The organism is Pseudomonas sp. G3-19 (assembly GCF_054855875.1).
In genome coordinates this window covers 5,904,927-5,926,621 of sequence record NZ_JBMPIQ010000003.1, presented here as the reverse complement: position 1 = coordinate 5,926,621, position 21,695 = coordinate 5,904,927, and the positions used below count along the sequence as shown (strand labels likewise).

The following is a 21,695-nucleotide window of genomic DNA, read 5'->3' as shown; positions in this document are numbered from 1 at the left end:
GATAATTAGCTGATCTGCAAGACCCGAGCCATGGCCTGGTCGTCGTCTTTGGCGGTGTTCATCATCTTGACGTGCAACTCGAACTGCTTGGCCAGGGCCAGCACCGAGGTCATTTCTTCCACGGCGTTGACGTTGCTCGACTCAAGGAAACCCGACACCAGTTTGACGTTGGCATCGGCCGGCGCCGGCTGGCCGTCCTTGGTGTAGATCGAGCCGTCGAGGCCTTTGTTGAGGTTCTTGATGTCCGGGTTGACCAGTTTGATCCGGTCGACTTCCGCCATGACGCGCGGGCCTTCGCCCATCGCACGAATACTGATGGTGCCATCTTCACCGACTTCGACCTGCTGCTCCGGCGGCACGGCGATCGGACCGCCATTGCCGAGTACCGGCATGCCGTTGCCGGCGCGCAATACGCCGAGGGCGTCGATGTTCAGGCTGCCGGTGCGCACGTAGCTTTCGCCACCGTTGGGGTTCTGCACGGCAATAAAACCGTTGCCGGTCACGGCGACGTCGAGGTCACGCCCGGTCTGCACCAGCGAACCGGCGGTGAAGTCGGTGGCGGGCCGTTCGCTCATGGCAAACGCACGCGCCGGAAAGCTGTCACCGAACACCGGCATCGAACGCGCCTGCTCCAGGTCGCGCTGAAAACCATTGGTGGAGATGTTCGCCAGGTTGTTGGCATGGGCCTTTTGCGCCAGTGCGTTCTGACTGGCGCCGGTCATTGCCACATAAAGGTACTTGTCCACACTCTTTCCTCTGCATGCCGGACGTTTGCCGCCCACCGCTGTACTGCTGAGCCATAAGCAATTTGCAGACCAACTTTTTTCTGGCGGCTTGCGGCCCGGTAAACAAAGGACTTGCGGGGTTTTGCGGGGAAATTGGAAATGTATCGAAGTCGAAAAACCGGCGGTGTTATGCCGCTGGGCGGCAATCCCGATTGTTGCAGATGGAAAAAGAACCTGTGGTGAGGGGATTTATCCCCGATGGGCTGCGCAGCAGCCCCCCAATCCATACATTGTGGTGTAACAGATGAACCGCATTCGCTGGTTTGGGGCGGCTTCGCCACCCTTCGGGGATGAATCCCCTCACCACAAAAGCTCTTTTCACCACAGTGTTGCTGTTAACTCTCGGGGTCTTTACCAACTTCGTATTGGCGGAGCTTATTAGCGATGGTGGTATGCGAAACCCCCAACCGCTTACCCAGTTGCCGACTGCTCGGGTGTTCGGAGTACAGCCGCTCCAGTACGGCTTTCTCAAAACGCCCGACGATCTCGTCCAACCCACCCTCCAGCGAGAAATCGCCAAGCGGCTGACGCACGCCGTAATCCGGCAGGCGAATGTGTTCGACCTTGACCGTGCCGCCCTCGCACAGCGAAACCGCCTGAAACAGCACGTTCTCCAGCTGCCGCACGTTGCCCGGCCAGTGGTAATGACTGAGGCGATCCATTGCTGCCGGCGCCAGTTTCGGCAGCGAACACCCGATCTGGCGGCTGGCCTGATCGAGGAAGTGCTCGACCAGCGGGGTCAAACCGTCGAGGCATTCGCGCAGCGGCGGGATGTGCAGCGACAACACGTTCAAGCGGTGATACAGATCCTGACGAAACTCGCCGCGCGCGCACAACTCGGACAAGTCGACCTGAGTGGCGCAGATCACCCGCACATCCAGATACACCTCTTCATCACTGCCGACCCGGCGGAAACAGCCGTCCTGCAGAAAGCGCAGCAACTTCACTTGCAAGCGCGGGCTCATTTCACCGACGCCATCGAGGAACAGCGTACCGCCCGCCGTCAGTTCCAGCAGGCCGAGCTTGCCTTCGGCGCGCGCGCCCTCAAAGGCACCGGGGCCGTAGCCGAACAGTTCGGTCTCGGCCATCGACTCTGGCAGCCCTGCACAGTTGAGCGCCATCAGCGGCGACTGCCCACGCGGACTGGCGAGGTGACAGGCACGGGCCAGCAATTCTTTGCCGGTGCCGGTTTCGCCTTCGATCAATAGCGGCGCATCCAGCGGCGCCATGCGCCGCGCTTCACGCACGACAGCGGCCATCACTTTCGAACTCTGGAAGATACTGTCGAAGCCACGCAATTCCTGTTTGCGCACGTTATAGATGCGCTCACCGACGCGGTCGGCGCGGTGCAAGGTCAGTACCGCACCGGCCATGGCTTCGCTATCGTCGTGCTCCGATTGCAGCGGCGCGATGTCGGCGAGAAAGATGTCGCCCTTGACCTTGACGCGCATGCCGTTGATTCGCGACTTGTTGGCGCGCACCAGTTCCGGCAAATCGAAATCCTCGGCATAGCGCGACAGCGGAATCCCCGGCACTTCATCCACGCGCACTCCGAGCAACTGCGCCGCCGCGCGGTTGGCCGCAACGATCGAGCCGCCCATGTCGATCGACAGCACCGGGAATTCCAGCGCGCCAAGCAACGCGTTCAACTCCATGTGCCGACGCTCGCTGGGCATCAGCCCGACGCGTTTGACGCCGAACACCCCGGCAATCGCCTCAAACTTCGGTCGCAGCGCCTGAAACTGGATGTTGATCAGATTCGGGCAGTGCAGGTAGATCGCATTGCCGTGCTCGCCGCCGACCTCGCCGCGTGCAACGTTGATCCCGTACTCCACCAGCAGGTTGAGGATGTCGCGCAGGATGCCGATGCGGTTTTGGCAGTGGACTTTGATACGCATAAAAGGAGGCCCGACAAGGATGAGGGGTTGAACACAATCCCTGTGGGAGCGGGCTTGCTCGCGAAGACGGTGTGTCAGTCGCCATTCATTCAGCTGACACACCGCTTTCGCGAGCAAGCCCGCTCCCACAAGAGATTTGCGCTGCGGTTTTGCCTGACTTTTCTGTCGAGGCACGCAGATAGTTGTCAAGATTATGTGACAGCCACAGCCCTTTTCAAACCTGCAAATCACCGCAAATGCGTGATATCAGTCAAAGCGTAACGATTTATTTACGAAATACGGCGATTGTTCCTACTAGGAACGCACTCAACCTGCTGCACGCCACCGCACTCTCGGGTAATTCTCAGTCCATCGCTGGACATAACAAGAACGAATTCCCCTAGCAGGAGAGCAGTATGAAGCAGACGCAATACGTGGCCCGCGAGCCCGATGCGCAAGGTTTTATCGACTACCCCGCCGAAGAGCATGCGGTGTGGAACACGCTGATCACCCGCCAGTTGAAAGTGATCGAGGGTCGGGCGTGCCAGGAGTACCTGGACGGTATCGAAAAACTCGGTCTGCCCCACGACCGCATTCCGCAACTGGGCGAGATAAACAAGGTGCTCGGTGAGACCACCGGTTGGCAGGTGGCCCGCGTCCCGGCACTGATCCCCTTCCAGACCTTCTTCGAATTGCTCGCCAGCAAACAGTTTCCGGTGGCCACGTTCATTCGTACCCGCGAAGAACTGGACTACCTACAAGAGCCGGACATTTTCCACGAGATTTTCGGCCACTGCCCGCTGCTGACCAACCCATGGTTCGCCGAATTCACCCACACCTACGGCAAACTCGGCCTGCAGGCCACGAAGGAAGAGCGCGTGTACCTGGCGCGCCTGTACTGGATGACCATCGAGTTCGGCCTGGTCGACACCCCACAAGGCAAACGCATCTACGGCGGCGGCATCCTGTCCTCGCCGAAGGAAACCGTTTACTCGCTGTCGGACGAGCCCGAGCATCAGGCCTTCGATCCGCTGGAAGCCATGCGCACACCGTATCGCATCGACATTCTGCAGCCGCTGTACTTTGTCCTGCCGAACCTCAAGCGCCTGTTCGATGTCGCCCATGAAGACATCATGGCCATGGTTCGCCAAGGCATGCAGCTGGGTTTGCACGCACCGAAGTTTCCGCCAAAACCGAAAGCCGCGTGATCCGCGACTTTTGCTGAGAATTGAGTCTGTCAGTCGCCGTCACTTTGGTTTAGCGTGACGGCATTGACGGGCCGATAGCTTCTATAAAAAAAACACACTCGATTTCAGGAATCACAACATGTCCACTTTGAACCAAGCCCACTGCGAAGCCTGCCGCGCCGATGCGCCACAAGTCAGCGACGAAGAACTGCCGATCCTGATCAAGCAGATCCCTGACTGGAACATCGAAGTACGCGACAGCATCATGCAACTGGAGAAAGTTTTCCTGTTCAAGAACTTCAAGCATGCGCTGGCGTTCACCAACGCCGTCGGCGAGATCTCCGAGGCCGAAGGTCACCACCCGGGCCTGCTGACCGAGTGGGGCAAAGTCACCGTGACCTGGTGGAGCCACTCGATCAAGGGCCTGCACCGCAACGACTTCATCATGGCCGCGCGCACTGACGAAGTGGCCAAGACCGCAGAAGGACGCAAGTAATGCACTTTGACGCCATCGGCCGGGTACCCGGCGACCCGATCCTCGGTTTGATGGAGGCCTATGCGCAGGACACTAACCCGCGCAAATTCGACCTCGGCGTTGGCGTCTACAAGGATGCCCAGGGCCTGACGCCGATCCCCGAAGCGGTGAAAATCGCCGAGGCGCGACTGGTCGAAAGCCAGGACACCAAGACCTACATCGGCGGTCACGGCAACCCATTGTTCGGCAAAGTCATCAATGAACTGGTGCTTGGCGCCGACTCGAAGCTGATCGCCGAACAGCGCGCCGGCGCCACCCAGACTCCGGGCGGCACCGGCGCGCTGCGTCTGGCAGCCGACTTCATCGCCCAGTGTCTGCCGGGCAAGGGCGTGTGGCTGAGCAACCCGACCTGGCCGATCCACGAAACTATCTTTGCTGCGGCCGGGGTCAAGGTCAGTCACTACCCCTACGTGGGCAGCGACAACCGCCTCGACGTCGATGCGATGCTCGCCGCACTCAACGAAGTGCCGCAAGGCGACGTGGTGCTGCTGCATGCCTGCTGCCACAACCCGACCGGTTTCGACCTGAACCATGACGACTGGCAGCGTGTGCTCGACGTGGTGCGCCGCCGTGACCTGCTGCCGCTGATCGACTTTGCCTACCAGGGCTTTGGCGACGGACTGGAACAGGACGCGTGGTCGACCCGACTGTTCGCCGCCGAGGTGCCTGAGCTGCTGATCACCAGCTCCTGCTCGAAGAACTTCGGCCTGTACCGCGACCGTACCGGCGCGCTGATTGTCTGCGCGAAAACCGCCGACAAGCTGATCGACATCCGCAGCCAACTGGCCAACATCGCCCGCAACCTGTGGTCAACCCCACCGGATCACGGTGCCGCAGTGGTCGCGACCATCCTCGCCGACCCGGAGCTGAAAGCGCGCTGGGCCGATGAAGTGGAAGCCATGCGCTTGCGCATCGCCCAATTGCGCAGCGGTCTGGTCGAAGCACTGGAACCACACGGTCTGCGCGAGCGCTTTGCGCACATTGGCGTGCAACGCGGAATGTTCTCCTACACCGGGCTGTCGCCGGAGCAGGTCAAGCAACTGCGTGAGCAGCACAGCGTGTACATGGTCAGCTCGGGTCGGGCCAACGTCGCCGGGATCGACGCCACCCGCCTGGCATTGCTGGCCGAGGCCATCGCCAACGCCTGCAAATAACCCCGCCCCCCCCCCCTTGTAGGAGTGAGCCCTGTGGTGAGGGGATTTATCCCCGATGGGCAGCGAAGCGGCCCCAACACTGCAATCGCGAAATGTCTGACATGGCGCGTGCAATTGTTTTACGACTGCTTCGCAGCCGATCGGGGATAAATCCCCTCGCCACAGGTTCATTCACACCCACACTTGGAATACGCCCTCCCCTGCGGCCATCTGTCGCATTATTTTCAATTAAAAGTCTGATTGTCATTTTTCCTGCTGTATCCTGCGCAGGCTTTCAAGAAGCGCGGATCTACCAGATCTATCAACAGACTTAGCGAGGAGCGCAACCATGCACGAGATTCCTAATCTCCCCTTCCCAAGCCTGCACGTACCTGAGCAGACGACCACGCAACAAGCCGGCGCCCAGCAGCCCGAGCCGAAAGAAGCCGTTGAGAGCCGCCAGGCCGACAGCGAAGAGTAAAAACCCGCCGTACAGACCGTGTGGAAAGCGCTAAGATGCGCTTTCCACACTGCCTGAAACCGAGCCCGCCATGACCGACGAATTCTCTGAAAGCCAAGCTGCCGTCCTGATCGGCGCCACCGAGAAAATGATCGAGATCTGGAACCGTCTCTCCCCGGAAAAACAGGCCGCCCTGCTCGCCCGTTTCGGCAGCGAAGAAAACGCCCTCGCCGCCCTCGTCACCACGCAACTGGTCGCCCCGGCCAAACCGTGATTCCACCCTCCCGGCAAATAGTTTTACTTTTCCCCGCCCCTGACTCGTCCGTGCCGGTATCATAAGCAGCCTATCTAATCCTGCTTTGCCGTGGATCGTTTCTCATGTCGCCCTCTATGCCACAACCCCAGCGCCCCCTGGCGGTCACGCTGCAAGTCGTGTCCATCGTCCTCTTCACCTTCATCGGCTACCTGAACATCGGCATTCCGCTCGCCGTGCTGCCGGGTTACGTCCACAGCGATCTGGGCTTTGGCGCGGTGATCGCGGGGCTGGTGATCAGCGTGCAATACCTCGCCACCCTGCTCAGCCGCCCGTACGCCGGCAAGATCATCGACAACCAGGGCAGCAAGCGCGCGGTGATGATCGGTCTGGCCGGATGCGGCTTGAGTGGTGTGTTTATGCTGATTTCGGCGTGGACACCCAACTTGCCGATGTTCAGCCTGATCAGCCTGTTGATCGGCCGTCTGGTGCTGGGCAGCGCGGAAAGTCTGGTGGGCTCCGGTTCGATCGGCTGGGGCATCGGCCGCGTTGGCGCGGCGAACACCGCCAAAGTCATCTCTTGGAACGGCATCGCCAGTTACGGCGCGCTCGCGGTCGGCGCGCCGTTCGGGGTCTGGCTGGTCGGCCAGCTGGGATTGTGGAGCATGGGCGTCAGCATCATTCTGCTGGCAGCGCTGGGCCTGCTGCTGGCCTGGCCGAAAACCGCGGCGCCGATTGTCGCCGGTGAGCGCCTGCCATTCATGCATGTGCTCGGTCGCGTGTTCCCCCACGGCTGCGGCCTGGCGCTGGGCTCGATTGGTTTCGGCACCATCGCCACCTTCATCACCCTGTATTACGCCACCCGGCACTGGGACAACGCGGTGCTGTGCCTGAGCCTGTTCGGCGCCAGCTTCATCGGCGCGCGACTGCTGTTCGGCAACCTGATCAACCGCCTCGGCGGCTTCCGCGTAGCGATCGCCTGCCTCTCGGTGGAAACCCTCGGCCTGTTGCTGCTGTGGCTGGCGCCGGATGCACATTGGGCGCTGGCCGGGGCGGCGTTGAGCGGCTTCGGCTTCTCGCTGGTGTTCCCGGCGCTGGGCGTGGAAGCGGTGAATCTGGTGCCAGCCTCCAGCCGTGGTGCGGCGGTCGGCGCGTATTCGTTGTTCATCGATTTGTCGCTGGGGATCACCGGACCATTGGCGGGGGCAATTGCGGCCGGTTTCGGCTTTGCTTCGATCTTTCTGTTTGCCGCCATTGCCTCACTGAGCGGCCTGATCCTGAGTGTGTATTTGTACCGCATTAAACCAAAACACCACTTTCATTGATCGTCCAATATTGGCCATTCATTGGTTCCGAATGGCCAATGCACAACCGCGGTTTTTATAAGCTAACCATGCAAACGGAAAATGGCGAAGCTACCGTTTTCTCTATTTTTACTGGATACAAACACAATTTTTCGATCTTCCTGAACAGCGAGATCGTGAATAATCTGGTCTTTTGGAAATACAACCTTTCCAGCAACACCAAACCCCTCGTCCCAACCCATGTCTTGTTCAAGACTGGCAATAAATGCCTGACTATCCGACCCAACACGCAAATAAGCATAACCTGCTACCACAACGGTTGATTTCAAATTATAGAGTGCTGCTTTCGTCATATAGATATCGCTGAAATCATCAGTGATAAATCCTCCCCACCCTTGTTTGCCAAAAAGTGGATCTTCCTCGCCTTTGAGCCCGCGACGTTGAAGCTGGAGATACAGATACTGCGGAACTCCATTATCCGAAGTACCTACAATATAAAACTTATCGTCACGTTTCAGAATCACATTTTTAACCGAAGGTACTCCATCATAATAACCTCCTGCCCCAAAACTGGAGTCAAGATTACCACGGGCATCATACCGGCCAACAAACCAACGTTTATCACGTAGACCGTCTGAAGCGGCGACAACATAACCATTCCCTTGGCGAAACATATCCTGTCCTATGACTAAGACAGATGGTCCTCGGTAAACCAATCGGTACCCGCCATAACCGAACGTTTCGTCCAAACTACCGTTATTTGTTAACTTGACCAGGAACGCTCTATCGAAAAGTCCTCTGTCATCAAGCGTGGTCAGAAGCAAAACGCCGCCATCGTCCAATAATTCCAAAGTTCCGTGGTAGTCGCGGCCTTTATCCGTCAGAGGCTGCTTCACCTTTGGAACATCTGAACTTGAAGGAACAACATCTTTCAGATCTGGACTCCACAACATGACTCCTTTGCTACCAAACCCTTCATCAAGTCCTCCATTCAAATCGAATCGAGCCAGACCGGTAGCACGATTAAAGCCGTCTTTACGAGCGAAGAACCCCATCACATACTTGCCATGAACACTATCAAACTTCACGCTATAGGGCTGCGGCAAATCCCACCCAGGAAAAAACTCCGAGAGTTTGAAAAAAACACTACCCGCTTTTCCGAAACTCTCGTCGATACCTCCTTCCTCATCAAGCATGCACAGGTAAATCTCTTGCCGCTCCTCGTCAGTTGCTGCGCAAAGAATCCTGTTCGGTTCTGAGAGAAGAGTGACGACCCGAGATTGAAGTCTCTGATGTTCTTTTCCATATAAAACGACCTCACCGCGCACACCAAAATCAGTATCAGGAGTACCACGCACAACATTTAAGTTACTCATTTGCTTTTGCTCAATCAATAAAAAGAAAGCTCAGTAAACGTGTAACAGGAATCCGGCACACCTGTCAGATATGACAGTCAGGTAGACCAATTAGTAATAAGAGAGTCGTTCGATATCCGGAAATTGATTTAAATTGAGTGGCGCGTAATGGATACATTGCTCGCGCCTGCTGAAATGGAACAATTTCAAGACGCCAATTCTTAAAAATCCACCTTGCCGCGCCCAGCCTTGATGCTGCCGCGCTTGGTCTTGGATTCGAGCCGGCGCTTCTTCGAGCCGAGGGTTGGTTTGGTCGGGCGGCGTTTCTTTTCAACCTTGGTGGCGCTGAGGATCAACTCGGTCAGGCGCTCCAGCGCATCGGTCCGGTTGGCTTCCTGCGTGCGGTACTGCTGAGCCTTGATGATCAGCACGCCATCGCTGGTGATGCGACTGTCACGCAGCGCCAGCAGCCGTTCCTTGTAGAACTCGGGCAAGGACGAGGCCGGAATGTCGAAGCGCAGGTGCACGGCGCTGGAGACCTTGTTGACGTTCTGCCCACCGGCGCCTTGCGCGCGGATGTACGTCAGTTCGATCTCGGCATCCGGCAAATGCACGTTGTTGGAAATCTCCAGCATGGAAAAAAGTCCGAATTCAGAGCGTGCAGGATACCGCGATTAGCCACAAAGCAGGTCTCCTGCGGCCATGCGCAACTTCTTGCATCAATCGTTTCTTGTTATGATCCCCAGCGAAAATTTACCAGTTCAATGCAGGAAGCATAAGCATGAGCAATAAAGCAGTTATCGTTTTTAGTGGCGGACAGGACTCGACGACCTGTTTGATCCATGCACTGAGCCACTATGACGAAATTCATTGCATCACGTTTGACTATGGTCAGCGTCATCGCGCGGAAATCGAAGTCGCGCAGCAACTGGCCAAACAGCTCGGCGTGACCGTGCATAAAGTGATGGATGTATCTTTGCTGAATGAGCTGGCCATCAGCAGCCTGACTCGCGACAACATCCCGGTTCCGACGGTTAATAGTTCTGGCGAAAGTCTGCCGAGCACCTTTGTACCGGGAAGAAACATCCTGTTTTTGACCCTCGCCTCTATTTACGCCTATCAGGTACAAGCCAGAACGGTCATCACCGGGGTTTGCGAAACGGACTTCTCGGGCTATCCGGATTGCCGGGACGAGTTCGTCAAGGCACTGAACAAAGCCCTTGAGCTGGGCATGGATTACCCATTGAAACTTGATACTCCGCTGATGTGGCTGAACAAGGCGGAAACCTGGGCATTGGCCGATCATTACCATCAGCTTGATTTGGTTCGCCACCAGACACTGACCTGCTACAACGGCATAACCGGTAGCGGATGTGCAAATTGCGACGCTTGCAATCTTCGCGCAAAAGGCCTCAATGAGTTTCTGGAAAACAAGGATGAGGTGATGAACAGCTTGAAAACGAAGCTGAATCTGCAATAAAGCACCGAGCATATAAAAATGCGCTCACTCGAAAATGTCGAGTGAGCGCATTATTTAATCCATCAAGCCTGACTACCCGTCAGATACCTCTTGAACAATGACCTGGCACCGTATGCCGGCATGATATTGAAGAACGCAAAACCGACCTTTATCGCGATCTGGACGTAAATCATGCTGAGTATCGCGCTGTTCTCCATCGTCCCGTAAAAGGCGATGTAGCAGAAAAGAAAACTGTCGATTATCACCGCAAACAAAGTACTCAGAAACACCCGCAAGAAGAGAAATCGGGAGTTGGTCAGTTCTTTGATTTTGCACAACAGATAAGAGTTTATATTTTCCGACACCAGAAACGATACAGACGAAGCTATCAGCACCGACGACAACTGACTGATCACATCATTGTAAGGCCCGTCGAGTTTCCACCCGGGTAGCCCGGGAAGGTACGTAGTCATGGCCAGCAAAATGATAATGGCCGCATTACTGATGAACGCGAAGAGTATCGCCTTGCGCGCCAACCGGAGGCCGAAGGTTTCATTCAGCAAGTCGACGATCAAAAACGTCAGCGGATACAGGAAAGTACCCGGCGTTACGACAATATCAAAATATTCCAGATAGATAGGCTTGGTCGCCGCAATGCTGGTAAAAATATAAAGCGTGAACAGCATCAGGTTCAGAATGATATAAATCATCCAGGAACTCTCGTGGCGATCATTTATTTCATAAGCGGTAAGCGACCCTCCCTGGGAGTAGAATTTCTTGTACAGATTCTTTACTTCTATCTTGTTCAGATTATCCATAATCTCACTATTCAACACTTCACTCAGCTTTATTTTAATTATCTTGCCTGTCGCAATGACCATGATCACCGCCAGGCTTTTTCCGTTTTCGAACCCCAACAGCTTATATTTGGTGTTTTCCCTTTCAACGCTGCAATCCATTAAATCGTTCCTCGATTATATCCCCGACAACACAAACACTCTCCAGCGCAAGATCAACCTCAGTTGTTATGAATAACTTTTTACCAACCTTGTCATACACCAGTTTTTCCTTGTCGATACTTGCCGCGCCCTTCTGCACGATCAGCAGGTCGCCCGGTTCATTCATGCCACTGACTTCATTTTCCAGCAGGACGCCTATCAAATTGAAAGACGTTCCAAAATAGTAAGTCAGTGGAAAAATCGTCGCCAACTCGCCGATTCGCTTATCCAGATTCTTTAGAAGCAGACTTTCCTTGATGACAGGCACTGCCGCCGGGTTCATGTTGCCCTGCGGCGAGATGCTGCTGTCGATGATTTCCTTTTCTTCAAACGAGATCGTCTCTATCTCTTCGTAGGACACTCCGAAAAAGTCGGAAATCTTGCGCACCGTGGACTGCTGTACGTTGACCACTTTCCCTTCAAGAATGTTGTAGATCGTGGTTCGGGTCAGTCCACTGGAATTACATAACGACAGCTGCGTTTCCCCACGACTCTTTATCAGGTACTTGATATTGTTCTTCAGATTCTCCGACCGTTCTCTTCTGTGCATGGAATGCTTACCGTCTTTTATAAAGGCAATTTGAAAATACCCCTCGAATCATCATTCAGGGACTCAACAGGCCCACTAGGAAATAGTTATACGGGTATTAGAGCCGCGGCAGATCATAGCATTCCCCCTCCCTGATTTCGGCATAAACATAGTGTCAACAACACCGCTGGTGTGAACCAGAAAGAACAATTCGAATTCTGTACTGACCCGTCAGTTCTGCTTATCGGCCAGCAGAATCTCGTGAATAGCGATCCTTCCCGCCTGCAGTTTTACACCCTGAGGCCCGGCGAAAAGAATCATTTTATTTGAACAATGTTCATTTTTCTGATTAATTTTCTGGTGTTCCGCCGTGAAAAACCTATGATGCGTCGGGCAACCGGGCTGTCGGCAGCGACCGCAGTCAGCAGAAAACGGGCCGTCGATACAGAGATTAGTTTGCGCGCACTGCCGCGAAAACAAGGAATCCGCTGTATCCGGTCGGGCAAGGGCAGAAACGCACGCACCCTCCGGTAAAACCAAGGAAGTCGCGCTCGTTCGCAGCGCGCTGCACACAGGGAAGGAATACAGACAATGGCAGTCCATACCGAACCGCTCATGAACCAGGCCGATCTGCTGCAACGGGGCCTGGCGGATCTGTGGGCGCAAGACGCTGAACTGGCAGGGATCCTCGACGCGGAAGTTGCCCGTCAGCACCAGGTGCTGTCGCTGGTCTCCTCCTCTTGCGCCGTCAGGCCCATGACCCTGGCCGCCTCCGCTTCGGCACTGGTCAATGTGACGGCCGAGGGGTTGCCCGGCAGACGTTACGGCGGCGGATGCGAAAACGTCGATCTGGTCGAAGCGCTTGCCATCCGCAGAGCGCAGGAACTGTTCGATGCCCAGTACGCAAGCGTGCAATCGCATTCGGCATCAAACGCCAATTACCACGTGCTGACCGCCCTGCTCGAACCAGGCGATACCCTGCTGGGAATGGGCGTCAAATACGGCGGCCATCACACCCATGGCAGCTCCACCTCATTCGCCGGCATTTACTACAAGGCGATTCGGTACGGCACGACTTCAGCGGGGGTCATCGATTACGACCAGGTGCGCAAACTGGCGCTCGCCCATCGCCCACGCATCATCATGTGCGGCGCGACGGCGTACTCACGGGTCATCGATTTCCAACGATTTCGCCAGATTGCCGATGAAGCCGGCGCCATCCTGCTCGCCGATATTTCGCATATCGCCGGACTGGTTGCCACAGGGCGGCATCCCAGTCCGATCGACGTCGCACACGTCACCACCACCTGCACCCACAAACAACTCATGGGCCCGCGCGGCGGTCTGATCCTTTCGGGTCAAGCGGCGAACACCAAGGTGCCCGGCTTGAGGACGACATTCAGCCGCGCCCTCGACCAGGCCGTTTATCCGCGAATGCAGGGTGCGCCTGCCGTCAACATGATCGCTGCGAAGGCGGCGGCTCTGGCTTACGCAAAGTCCACGGAGTTCGACAGAAGCATGGGGCGGGTTCGTAGCACGGCTGACGAGTTCGCCAGCGCCTTTCAGGCTCACGACTACGAAGTCGTCGGCGGGGGCAGTGAAAACCATACGGTATTGATTCGGTTGCGTGGCGGCATCACCGGCGCCATTGCCGAGTCGGCGCTGGAGCGTTGCGCAATTATCGTGGACAAATATCGTGTACCGGGCGAGACACGCCCTTCACTCATTACCAGCGGTCTGCGCATCGGCACGGGCTCCATCGCGCAGCGCAGAATCGATCCGCGGGGATGTCGCCAGATCGTCGATCTGATCTGCCGGATCCTCGACAGTGTGAGACCGATCAGCGAGCAGGATTACCTGCTGGAACCGGCCTTGCGCGAGCAATTCCGGTTGCAGACCGAAGCGTTCTGCACAGCCCATCCCATCGCCGAATACGTCTGACGACCAATAAAAAACCCGGCACATTGGCCGGGTTTCTCACTTTCTGCGTCTGGCTTACTTCGCGGCAGAACCCGCCGCGTGCAGCGCCTGCTGCGCTCCACGCTTGTTCTTGATCACGTAGCAGACCCACATGAACACGACCCACACCGGAATCGCGTACACCGAGATCTGGATGCCCGGGATCAGCAGCATCACGCCAAGGATGAACACCACGAACGCCAGGCAGATGTAGTTGCCGTACGGGTACCACAGCGCCTTGAACAGTGGTGTCTGCTGCGTCTTGTTCATGTGCTGACGGAACTTGAAGTGCGAGAAGCTGATCATCGCCCAGTTGATCACCAGCGTTGCAACCACCAGCGACATCAGCAGTTCCAGCGCCTGCTGCGGGATCAGGTAATTGAGCAGCACCGCCACCAGCGTGACAGCCGCGGACGCCAGGATCGAACGCACCGGCACGCCGCGCTTGTCGATCTTCGCCAGACCTTTCGGCGCATCGCCCTGCTCGGCCATGCCCAGCAGCATGCGGCTGTTGCAGTAGGTGCCGCTGTTGTACACCGACAGCGCCGCGGTCAGGACCACGAAGTTGAGGATGTGCGCGGCGGTGTTGCTACCGAGCATCGAGAACACCTGCACGAACGGGCTGCCGCTGTACGAATCGCCGGACGCGTTGAGGGTTGCCAGCAGGCTGTCCCAAGGAGTCAGCGACAGCAGGATCACCAGCGCGCCGATGTAGAAAATCAGGATGCGGTAGATCACCTGGTTGATCGCTTTCGGGATCACGGTTTTCGGCTTGTCGGCTTCGGCTGCAGTGAAACCGAGCATTTCCAGGCCACCGAAGGAGAACATGATGATCGCCATGGCCATCACCAGGCCGCTGACGCCGTTGGGGAAGAACCCGCCGTGCGACCACAGGTTGCTGACCGAGGCCTGCGGGCCGCCATGGCCGCTGACCAGCAGGTAGCTGCCCAGCGCAATCATGCCGACGATCGCCACGACTTTGATGATCGCGAACCAGAATTCGGCCTCCCCGAAGACTTTGACGTTGGCCAGGTTGATCGCGTTGATCAGCACGAAGAAGGCGGCGGCGGTGACCCAGGTCGGGATGTCCGGCGCCCAGTAATGGATGTATTTGCCGACTGCAGTCAGCTCCGACATGCCCACCAGAATGTACAGAATCCAGCAGTTCCAGCCCGACAGGAAACCGGCAAAACCGCCCCAGTACTTGTGCGCGAAATGACTGAAGGAACCGGCCACCGGCTCTTCGACGATCATCTCGCCGAGCTGGCGCATGATCATGAAGGCGATGAAGCCGCAGATGGCGTAGCCGAGGATCATCGACGGGCCGGCGGATTTCAGGACCCCGGCCGAGCCGAGGAACAATCCGGTACCGATCGCGCCACCGAGGGCGATCAGTTGAATATGGCGATTTTTCAGGCCGCGTTTCAGCTCGCCTGATTGCGAGTTTTGTCCACTCATGAAAAAGGTCCCACGCAAGGTTTGATGATGTTCAGTAGACGTTGCTGCAAGGTTGCGATTTCAGACAACCCCGATCAAACCCCAGCGCAAGCACCAGGAATTCAGCGTTTTTACAACGGTCATGCGTCACCTGTTTGTTTTTATCTGTGACGAAATCGAACCCGACACGCTTGTGACGTGGCGGAGTGAACAAGGCGGATAACCTTGAGATTTGCGCGATTACGCAGAGGGTCACAGTTAAAACGCGGCGCATTGTACACCGCTAACCCCCTGCTGCCAGACCCCACTGGATCAGCGTGGCGCTTGCCGGGATTGCGTGGGTCCGCCTCGAGACACTCGGGCGGCTGCAAAAATTGAGTCAGGCCTTTGCAGGCCATCGACGGGGACGAGGAAAAAAACGTCCCGCGCAGAGAAGTGGAGATCGATCACGGCGTTCATTGCGCCTCCTTCTTGTTATGCACCTGCACGACAGGCATGAGGCGCATCTCACCCTGCAAACAGCGCTGAAACAAGCGCGCCAGAGCCCTGCGCGACGCCTTTGCAGCCGGGCTTCGGCAGGTTTTCCTTACAGCCTCGGCAAGGGGCTAAATCCACTGGGCTTTACCGGGGTTTTCGTAAACTTTTCGTTACGAGGCGTAACGCAGATTTTCCATTTCGGAAAATTCTGTAGGACGTCTGCAAATTGACGGTAGCAAGCTTGCTAATGAAAGTTGCCGCTTAGTTTTTTGTTTTCAAATAAGAAATCCGCCGCTTAAAAACAGAATAAAAAGTTTATTTAAATTTTAAATAAATAATTTTTTGCATTACAAAACACCCTGAACTAGGTTCTTCACGTCTTGCCGGCCAACTCGACCGGCCAGTCATAACCGTGAAAGTCATCTAGGAGATCGACCATGCAAGCACTGGAAAAAGACCTGGACACCGAACTGCAACTGGACGAATGGTTCGAAGCACCGACCCATGAGGCGGCTGTGGAAATGATGCAAGCCGACGCGGTGGTTCCGTTCGGCACGGCGATGTGGCCTCTGTAAGACATCCCCGGGCAGGCACGATCCGGCCGGTCGTGCCTGCCGCTTTCTTCACGGTCAGTCAGGGAGGACTCATGGATAAGCCCCGCGCGATCTCGCATTTCCTTTACTACCTCGAACATCACCCTGCCCTTGCCGGTCTCGATTCGGCGAAGGTACTGCTCGGCCACACCGCCGATTACGAACCCTTGACCGGCGCCATCGCCGAACAGGCCGGCGATCATCCCCGCTTCACCTTCAGCGCCAGACGCCTGGACCTGGAAAGCACCGCAACGCTGACCGCGGCGATTGCCGACAGCGATCTGTACATTTTCTTCTACGACTCTTCCACCCTGCCCAACCCGCGCCCCGACGGCCCGGAGTTCGTTCGCGCCCTGCAGGGCGTGATGGCGGAAAACTGGAAGAAGTCGCTGCTGTTCAAGGATTACGGCGACTATTTCTACGACACTTTCAGCGTCACCCCGCAGCGCATCGCCGGGCTCAACAGCCACTTGATCCAGCGCATGTCCCAAGCGACGACGCTGAGCTTCAAGGACGACCACGGCTCCTGGTTTGAAACGCCGCTGAGCAGCATCAAGAAGTGGACCGACATCAACGGTGTCGGCAACTTCGACCTGGCCCCCGGCGAAATCGCCACCCACAGCGAAGCCATCAACGGCCATGTGAAATTCAAGGGCACGTTCCTCAGCACCATCCCGTTTGCACGCAAGTACGGCGTGCTGGAGTCGCCACTGGAACTGTGGATCGAGAACTCGACCATCAGCCGCATCGCCACCGATGTGCCGGGACTGGAACACGATTTCAACAAATACCTGGACGCCAACCCGTCGAACCGGCGCATCGAGGAATTGGGGATTGGTACCAATGAAGGGGTGAAAGATCTGTATGCGCGCAATGCCGGGTTCGAAGAGCGGCATTGTGGGTTGCATCTGGGACTGGGCGGTGGGGCCAAGGGCAGTCATCACCTGGACCTGATCTTCTCTGGCGGGGTGTTGGCGCTGGATGACAAGCCGGTGTTTGATGGGCGGTTTGTGTTCTAGCCTGATTTTTCTTTATTGAAGCCACTGGCCTCTTCGCGAGCAAGCCCGCTCCCACAGTAGGATTTGTGTACGACGCAGATCCACTGTGGGAGCGAGCTTGCTCGCGAAGAGGCCGGTTCAGCCAATGCAACTCTTTCGCCAGACGAAAAAAAACGCCAACCCTGCGGTTGGCGTTTTTCATTCAGACGCTAAAGCCGATCACTCCGGCTTCTTGCGCCCGAAACCCGGACGCTGACCGGAACCGGCCGGTGCGCCACGGCGCTTGCCCGACGGCTTGTCACCGTCGACCAGCTTGATACCCGGACGCTTCGGTGCAGGCTTGGCCGGACGCTTGTTGCTGGTGTCGGCAGGACGATCCGCTACCGGCGTACCGCGACCGGCCGGCGCACGACCTTCGCCACGCTCGGTACGACCACGCGGAGCGCGCTCGCCATCCGGACGTGCAGCCGGCTTGCGCCCCGGACGCTCGCCTTCGATCTGCGGCTCACGGCTCGGACGCGGACCGGTCGGCGCGCCAGCGGCTGGACGCAGGGTACGCACGCGCTCGGTCTTGGCCATCGGCCGCGACGATTTGCGCTGCATACGTTCCAGCTTGTCCTTGCTCTTGGCGTTGAGTTGCGGCATCGCTACTGGCGTCAGGCCGACTTCAGCACTCAGTACATCGACTTCGTACTGGCTCATTTCGCGCCAGCGGCCCATCGGCAGATCAGAGTTGAGGAACACCGGACCGAAACGCACGCGCTTCAGACGGCTAACCACCAGCCCTTGAGATTCCCACAGACGACGAACCTCACGGTTACGGCCTTCCATCACCACGCAGTGATACCAGTGGTTGAAGCCTTCGCCGCCCGGTGCCTGTTGAATGTCGGTGAAACGCGCCGGGCCGTCTTCCAGCACCACGCCCGCTTTCAGGCGCTCGATCATTTCGTCGTCGACTTCACCGCGTACACGCACGGCGTACTCACGGTCCATCTCGTAGGACGGGTGCATCAGGCGGTTGGCCAGCTCACCGTCGGTGGTGAACATCAGCAGGCCGGTGGTGTTGATGTCGAGACGACCGATGTTGATCCAGCGGCCTTCTTTCGGACGCGGCAGTTTGTCGAACACGGTCGGACGGCCTTCCGGGTCGTCACGGGTGCAGATTTCGCCATCGGGCTTGTTGTACATGATCACGCGGCGTACCGACTCGGCAGCCTCTTCGCGCTTGATCACCTTGCCATCGATGGTGATGGCGTCGTGCATGTCGACGCGCAGGCCGAGGGTGGCGTCTTTGCCATTGACCTTGATCCGGCCTTGGCTGATCCAGGCTTCGACGTCACGGCGCGAGCCAACGCCGATACGGGCGAGGACTTTCTGCAGTTTTTCGCCTGCTGGGCCGATTTCCTGGTCGTCTTGCTGATTGATGTCACTCATCTGGGCACCTCCCGGTGTGGTCTGTTCAGGCGACGCCTGAAGCATTGAAATCTGGTTTTCGGGCGAAGGGATCGCCGAAGGGTCGCGAATCATACGCGGATGTGCGCCATCGCGCATCAGAGACTAGCTGATCGATCGCCAGTTATTTCTTTTTCCGCCGACCGGCGCCACCGAGCTTGATCAGGCGCAGCGCGGCTTCGGCCAGCACCGTGCGCTTGTCGTCCTTGTCGAGTTTCTTCCAGGCACGGATCTCGCGCTTGCTGCGGCCACAGCCGAGACAGATGTCGTCGCTGAACTTGCACAGGCTGATGCACGGGTCTTTGGTGGAACTCATCGAATACTCCAGAACGACACTTGCCCCTGTGGGAGCGGGCTTGCTCGCGAATGCGGTGTATCAGGCAATACATGCATATCTGACACACCGCATTCGCGAGCAAGCCCGCTCCCACAGGGGTTGACCAGTGATCTTGAAAACCGTGTCAGTCCTCGAACTCGCGGCGTTCGGCTTCGATGGCTTCCGCCAGCGCACGGGCTTCGGCTTCTTCTTCGCTCAGCTCGGGTTCAGGTTCTGGCACCGGTTGTTCGAGGGCGGCGACGGCGGCCAGGAGTTTTTCCCGGGCTTCGGCAACGCCCAGCACGTCCTCTTCCGGTTCGGCTTCAGGCTCGGCCTCAAGTTCAACGTCAATCGCCGGTTCGACGGTCTCGGCTTCCGGCTCAGTCGTCGACGCTTCACCATCCGCAGCATCGCGCAACAGATCGTCGAAGTCGGTCTTGATCCCCTCCTCCATGCTGTCCAGCTCCAGCAACAGCGTGTGGAAACTGGTTTCTTCCTTCGGTTCTTCCGGCTCGGCGCTGGCGTCGGCCTGTTCCTGCAGACCCTGCGGTACCGGTGCGTCGTCAAAATCGAGGACCGGCTCGGTTTCCATCTCGCGCAGCTCAGCCAGCGGTGGCAGGTCTTCGAGGTTCTTCAGGTTGAAGTGATCGAGAAACGCCTTGGTAGTGGCGAACATCGCCGGCTTGCCCGGCACGTCGCGGTAACCGACGATGCGGATCCACTCGCGCTCGATCAGCGTCTTGACGATGTTGGTATTGACCGCCACACCCCGCACGTCTTCAATCTCGCCGCGGGTGATCGGCTGGCGATAGGCAATCAGCGCCATGGTTTCCAGCAGCGCGCGGGAGTAACGCTGCGGACGCTCTTCCCACAGACGGCCGACCCACGGTGAAAACTTCTCGCGGATCTGCAAGCGGTAGCCGGAGGCGACTTCCTTGAGCTCGAACGCGCGGCCTTCGCAGGACTTGGCCAGCAGGCTCAGGGCTTTCTTGAAGACCGGCGGTTCAGGGCGCTCGCCTTCTTCGAACAGTTCGAAAAGGCGTTCAAGCGATTGCGGCTTTCCCGAGGCCAACAGAAAGGCTTCAAGCAGGGGCGCCAGCTCGCGGGGTTCAGTCAGGTTCATGTTTCGACTCGTTATTCGGCTCGGGCTCGCACGTGGATCGCGGCGAACGGCTCATTCTGCACCAGCTCGACCAAGGATTCCTTGACCAGTTCAAGGATCGCCATAAAGGTCACCACCACGCCGAGGCGACCTTCCTCGGCGGTGAACAGCTCGACGAACGGTACAAAACCGCCGCCCTTGAGCCGTTCCAGCACATCGCTCATGCGCTCGCGGGTCGACAGTGCCTCGCGACTGACCTGGTGGCTCTCGAACATGTCGCCCCGGCGCAGCACTTCGGCCATGGACATCAGAATCTCTTCCAGCGCGACATCCGGCAACAGCTTGCGCGCCCGGGCTTCCGGGGCGTCGAGCTTGGGCACGACCACATCGCGACCGACCCGGCTCAGGCCATCGATGCCTTCGGCGGCAGCCTTGAAGCGCTCGTATTCCTGCAGGCGACGGATCAGTTCGGCGCGCGGGTCATCCTCTTCGTCTTCGACGGTTTCGGCGCGCGGCAAGAGCATCCGTGATTTGATCTCGGCCAGCATCGCCGCCATCACCAGATACTCGGCGGCCAGCTCCAGACGCACCGACTGCATCAATTCGACATAGCCCATGTACTGGCGGGTGATTTCCGCCACCGGGATGTCGAGGATGTTGATGTTCTGTTTGCGGATCAGGTACAGCAGCAGGTCAAGAGGGCCTTCGAAGGCTTCGAGAAACACTTCCAGCGCATCCGGCGGGATGTACAGGTCCAGCGGCATTTCCGTGACCGCCTGGCCATAGACCATGGCAAACGGCAGTTCCTGCTGGGCGCCGGCCTGGGGATCGACAACGGTTTCCACTGCGGACATTCAGGCCTCGACCATGAACGGCGCGGGGTCGCCGCAACCGACGCGGATCACTTCCGGGTCGTCGCCGGTCAGGTCAATCACGGTGGATGCCTTGATCCCGCCGAAACCGCCGTCAATGATCAGGTCCACTTGGTGTTCGAGCAATTGACGCATTTCGTACGGATCGCTCAGCGGATCTTCATCGCCGGGCATGATCAGGGTCACGCTCATCAGCGGCTCGCCGAGTTCTGCCAGCAACGCCAGGGCAATCGGATGGCTCGGCACCCGCAGGCCAATGGTGCGTTTCTTCGGATGCAGCAACAGGCGCGGCACTTCACGGGTGGCGTTGAGGATAAAAGTGTAAGGCCCCGGCAGATGCGCCTTGAGAATGCGGAAGGTGCCGGTGTCGATCTTGGCGTAGTTGCCCAGTTGCGACAGGTCGCTGCAGATCAGCGCGAAGTTGTGCTTCTCGTCGAGCTGACGCAGACGGCGCACGCGCTCGATCGCGGTCTTGTCGCCGATCTGGCAACCGATGGCGTAGGAAGAGTCCGTGGGATAAATCACCACCCCGCCTTTGCGGATGATCTCGACCGCCTGTTTGATCAGGCGCGCTTGCGGGTTTTCCGGATGGATCTGGAAAAATTGACTCACGT

22 protein-coding genes are annotated in these 21,695 nt (G+C 57.7%); 10 read left to right on the top strand and 12 right to left on the bottom strand.

All coding sequences use genetic code 11. The annotated features are described in order from the left end of the window. Window positions 1-5 precede the first annotated feature (5 nt). Both ACOYXI_RS27015 and ACOYXI_RS27010 read right to left on the bottom strand, forming a co-directional pair. Window positions 6-746: a flagellar basal body rod protein FlgF gene (locus ACOYXI_RS27015; protein WP_007965507.1), complete on the bottom strand. Its 741-nt coding sequence runs from the start codon at window positions 744-746 to the stop codon at window positions 6-8. Between the two features lie 374 nt (window positions 747-1,120). Further along, on the bottom strand, window positions 1,121-2,683 hold the full coding sequence (locus ACOYXI_RS27010) for a sigma-54-dependent transcriptional regulator (RefSeq protein WP_096796287.1): 1,563 nt from the start codon (window positions 2,681-2,683) through the stop codon (window positions 1,121-1,123). Between the two features lie 395 nt (window positions 2,684-3,078). On the opposite strand from ACOYXI_RS27010, the gene phhA reads away from it, so the two are divergent. The 6 genes from phhA to ACOYXI_RS26980 all read left to right on the top strand — a co-directional run bounded on the left by phhA (window position 3,079) and on the right by ACOYXI_RS26980 (window position 7,555). Then, window positions 3,079-3,870, top strand: a complete 792-nt coding sequence (phhA, locus tag ACOYXI_RS27005) for a phenylalanine 4-monooxygenase (protein ID WP_007965510.1) — start codon at window positions 3,079-3,081, stop codon at window positions 3,868-3,870. 118 nt (window positions 3,871-3,988) lie between these two features. Then, entirely contained in the window at window positions 3,989-4,345 is a 357-nt protein-coding gene (locus ACOYXI_RS27000) for a 4a-hydroxytetrahydrobiopterin dehydratase (RefSeq protein WP_003222798.1), read from the top strand. After that, a complete protein-coding gene (locus ACOYXI_RS26995) occupies window positions 4,345-5,538 on the top strand; it encodes an amino acid aminotransferase (protein WP_096796289.1) in 1,194 nt (397 codons plus the stop codon). The genes ACOYXI_RS27000 and ACOYXI_RS26995 overlap by 1 nt, the downstream gene beginning before the upstream one ends. A 328-nt stretch (window positions 5,539-5,866) precedes the next feature. Further along, window positions 5,867-5,998 carry a hypothetical protein gene (locus ACOYXI_RS26990; protein WP_256214475.1) on the top strand — a complete coding sequence of 44 codons (132 nt, stop codon included), beginning with the start codon at window positions 5,867-5,869 and terminating at the stop codon, window positions 5,996-5,998. Between the two features lie 70 nt (window positions 5,999-6,068). Then, window positions 6,069-6,251 (top strand): hypothetical protein, encoded by a 183-nt coding sequence (locus tag ACOYXI_RS26985; protein WP_003222790.1) that lies wholly within the window; start codon window positions 6,069-6,071, stop codon window positions 6,249-6,251. A gap of 104 nt (window positions 6,252-6,355) precedes the next feature. Then, entirely contained in the window at window positions 6,356-7,555 is a 1,200-nt protein-coding gene (locus ACOYXI_RS26980) for an MFS transporter (protein WP_461675492.1), read from the top strand. 62 nt (window positions 7,556-7,617) lie between these two features. On the opposite strand, the gene ACOYXI_RS26975 is transcribed toward ACOYXI_RS26980, so the two are convergent. Continuing rightward, window positions 7,618-8,910: a hypothetical protein gene (locus ACOYXI_RS26975; protein ID WP_461675491.1), complete on the bottom strand. Its 1,293-nt coding sequence runs from the start codon at window positions 8,908-8,910 to the stop codon at window positions 7,618-7,620. A 200-nt stretch (window positions 8,911-9,110) separates the two neighbouring features. Beyond that, a complete protein-coding gene (gene arfB, locus ACOYXI_RS26970; RefSeq protein ID WP_134785721.1) occupies window positions 9,111-9,524 on the bottom strand; it encodes an alternative ribosome rescue aminoacyl-tRNA hydrolase ArfB in 414 nt (137 codons plus the stop codon). Between the two features lie 146 nt (window positions 9,525-9,670). On the opposite strand from arfB, the gene queC reads away from it, so the two are divergent. Continuing rightward, complete coding sequence (queC, locus tag ACOYXI_RS26965) at window positions 9,671-10,369, top strand: 7-cyano-7-deazaguanine synthase QueC (RefSeq protein ID WP_098967794.1); 699 nt, start codon at window positions 9,671-9,673, stop codon at window positions 10,367-10,369. 62 nt (window positions 10,370-10,431) lie between these two features. Here the strand turns inward: queC and ACOYXI_RS26960 are convergent, their stop codons facing one another. Beyond that, window positions 10,432-11,307: a queuosine precursor transporter gene (locus ACOYXI_RS26960; protein ID WP_139054133.1), complete on the bottom strand. Its 876-nt coding sequence runs from the start codon at window positions 11,305-11,307 to the stop codon at window positions 10,432-10,434. Continuing rightward, window positions 11,291-11,896 carry a helix-turn-helix transcriptional regulator gene (locus ACOYXI_RS26955; RefSeq protein ID WP_461675490.1) on the bottom strand — a complete coding sequence of 202 codons (606 nt, stop codon included), beginning with the start codon at window positions 11,894-11,896 and terminating at the stop codon, window positions 11,291-11,293. Before ACOYXI_RS26955 ends, ACOYXI_RS26960 begins: the two co-directional genes overlap by 17 nt. A gap of 570 nt (window positions 11,897-12,466) precedes the next feature. Between ACOYXI_RS26955 and ACOYXI_RS26950 the strand changes: the two genes are divergently transcribed. Beyond that, window positions 12,467-13,816: a serine hydroxymethyltransferase gene (locus ACOYXI_RS26950; RefSeq protein WP_461675489.1), complete on the top strand. Its 1,350-nt coding sequence runs from the start codon at window positions 12,467-12,469 to the stop codon at window positions 13,814-13,816. Window positions 13,817-13,870: 54 nt separating this feature from the next. Here the strand turns inward: ACOYXI_RS26950 and ACOYXI_RS26945 are convergent, their stop codons facing one another. Further along, complete coding sequence (locus ACOYXI_RS26945; protein WP_027613968.1) at window positions 13,871-15,292, bottom strand: amino acid permease; 1,422 nt, start codon at window positions 15,290-15,292, stop codon at window positions 13,871-13,873. A gap of 893 nt (window positions 15,293-16,185) precedes the next feature. On the opposite strand from ACOYXI_RS26945, the gene ACOYXI_RS26940 reads away from it, so the two are divergent. After that, a complete protein-coding gene (locus ACOYXI_RS26940; protein ID WP_003222780.1) occupies window positions 16,186-16,323 on the top strand; it encodes a hypothetical protein in 138 nt (45 codons plus the stop codon). Between the two features lie 71 nt (window positions 16,324-16,394). Then, window positions 16,395-17,360 carry a M29 family metallopeptidase gene (locus tag ACOYXI_RS26935; protein ID WP_461675488.1) on the top strand — a complete coding sequence of 322 codons (966 nt, stop codon included), beginning with the start codon at window positions 16,395-16,397 and terminating at the stop codon, window positions 17,358-17,360. 198 nt (window positions 17,361-17,558) lie between these two features. Here the strand turns inward: ACOYXI_RS26935 and rluB are convergent, their stop codons facing one another. The 5 genes from rluB to ACOYXI_RS26910 form a co-directional block, all read right to left on the bottom strand. Then, window positions 17,559-18,773 (bottom strand): 23S rRNA pseudouridine(2605) synthase RluB, encoded by a 1,215-nt coding sequence (gene rluB / locus ACOYXI_RS26930; RefSeq protein ID WP_135295197.1) that lies wholly within the window; start codon window positions 18,771-18,773, stop codon window positions 17,559-17,561. Window positions 18,774-18,915: 142 nt separating this feature from the next. Next, window positions 18,916-19,107, bottom strand: a complete 192-nt coding sequence (locus ACOYXI_RS26925) for a DUF1289 domain-containing protein (protein ID WP_047292462.1) — start codon at window positions 19,105-19,107, stop codon at window positions 18,916-18,918. 145 nt (window positions 19,108-19,252) lie between these two features. Then, window positions 19,253-20,230: an SMC-Scp complex subunit ScpB gene (gene scpB, locus ACOYXI_RS26920; protein WP_461675487.1), complete on the bottom strand. Its 978-nt coding sequence runs from the start codon at window positions 20,228-20,230 to the stop codon at window positions 19,253-19,255. Between the two features lie 11 nt (window positions 20,231-20,241). Beyond that, window positions 20,242-20,940, bottom strand: a complete 699-nt coding sequence (locus tag ACOYXI_RS26915; RefSeq protein ID WP_171061841.1) for a segregation and condensation protein A — start codon at window positions 20,938-20,940, stop codon at window positions 20,242-20,244. A gap of 123 nt (window positions 20,941-21,063) precedes the next feature. Next, complete coding sequence (locus ACOYXI_RS26910) at window positions 21,064-21,693, bottom strand: L-threonylcarbamoyladenylate synthase (protein ID WP_007966016.1); 630 nt, start codon at window positions 21,691-21,693, stop codon at window positions 21,064-21,066. Window positions 21,694-21,695: the final 2 nt, after the last annotated feature.

Bases quoted from the DNA above. Each gene is read 5' to 3' on its own strand.
- ACOYXI_RS26985 (WP_003222790.1), top strand. From the start codon at position 6,069: ATGACCGACGAATTCTCTGAAAGCCAAGCTGCCGTCCTGATCGGCGCC.
- ACOYXI_RS26940 (WP_003222780.1), top strand. From the start codon at position 16,186: ATGCAAGCACTGGAAAAAGACCTGGACACCGAACTGCAACTGGACGAA.
- ACOYXI_RS26995 (WP_096796289.1), top strand. From the start codon at position 4,345: ATGCACTTTGACGCCATCGGCCGGGTACCCGGCGACCCGATCCTCGGT.
- ACOYXI_RS26990 (WP_256214475.1), top strand. From the start codon at position 5,867: ATGCACGAGATTCCTAATCTCCCCTTCCCAAGCCTGCACGTACCTGAG.
- scpB (WP_461675487.1), bottom strand. From the start codon at position 20,230: ATGAACCTGACTGAACCCCGCGAGCTGGCGCCCCTGCTTGAAGCCTTT.
- ACOYXI_RS26950 (WP_461675489.1), top strand. From the start codon at position 12,467: ATGGCAGTCCATACCGAACCGCTCATGAACCAGGCCGATCTGCTGCAA.
- rluB (WP_135295197.1), bottom strand. From the start codon at position 18,773: ATGAGTGACATCAATCAGCAAGACGACCAGGAAATCGGCCCAGCAGGC.
- ACOYXI_RS26980 (WP_461675492.1), top strand. From the start codon at position 6,356: ATGTCGCCCTCTATGCCACAACCCCAGCGCCCCCTGGCGGTCACGCTG.
- queC (WP_098967794.1), top strand. From the start codon at position 9,671: ATGAGCAATAAAGCAGTTATCGTTTTTAGTGGCGGACAGGACTCGACG.
- ACOYXI_RS26955 (WP_461675490.1), bottom strand. From the start codon at position 11,896: ATGCACAGAAGAGAACGGTCGGAGAATCTGAAGAACAATATCAAGTAC.
- ACOYXI_RS27000 (WP_003222798.1), top strand. From the start codon at position 3,989: ATGTCCACTTTGAACCAAGCCCACTGCGAAGCCTGCCGCGCCGATGCG.
- arfB (WP_134785721.1), bottom strand. From the start codon at position 9,524: ATGCTGGAGATTTCCAACAACGTGCATTTGCCGGATGCCGAGATCGAA.
- phhA (WP_007965510.1), top strand. From the start codon at position 3,079: ATGAAGCAGACGCAATACGTGGCCCGCGAGCCCGATGCGCAAGGTTTT.
- ACOYXI_RS27010 (WP_096796287.1), bottom strand. From the start codon at position 2,683: ATGCGTATCAAAGTCCACTGCCAAAACCGCATCGGCATCCTGCGCGAC.
- ACOYXI_RS26960 (WP_139054133.1), bottom strand. From the start codon at position 11,307: ATGGATTGCAGCGTTGAAAGGGAAAACACCAAATATAAGCTGTTGGGG.
- ACOYXI_RS26935 (WP_461675488.1), top strand. From the start codon at position 16,395: ATGGATAAGCCCCGCGCGATCTCGCATTTCCTTTACTACCTCGAACAT.
- ACOYXI_RS26945 (WP_027613968.1), bottom strand. From the start codon at position 15,292: ATGAGTGGACAAAACTCGCAATCAGGCGAGCTGAAACGCGGCCTGAAA.
- ACOYXI_RS26975 (WP_461675491.1), bottom strand. From the start codon at position 8,910: ATGAGTAACTTAAATGTTGTGCGTGGTACTCCTGATACTGATTTTGGT.
- ACOYXI_RS26925 (WP_047292462.1), bottom strand. From the start codon at position 19,107: ATGAGTTCCACCAAAGACCCGTGCATCAGCCTGTGCAAGTTCAGCGAC.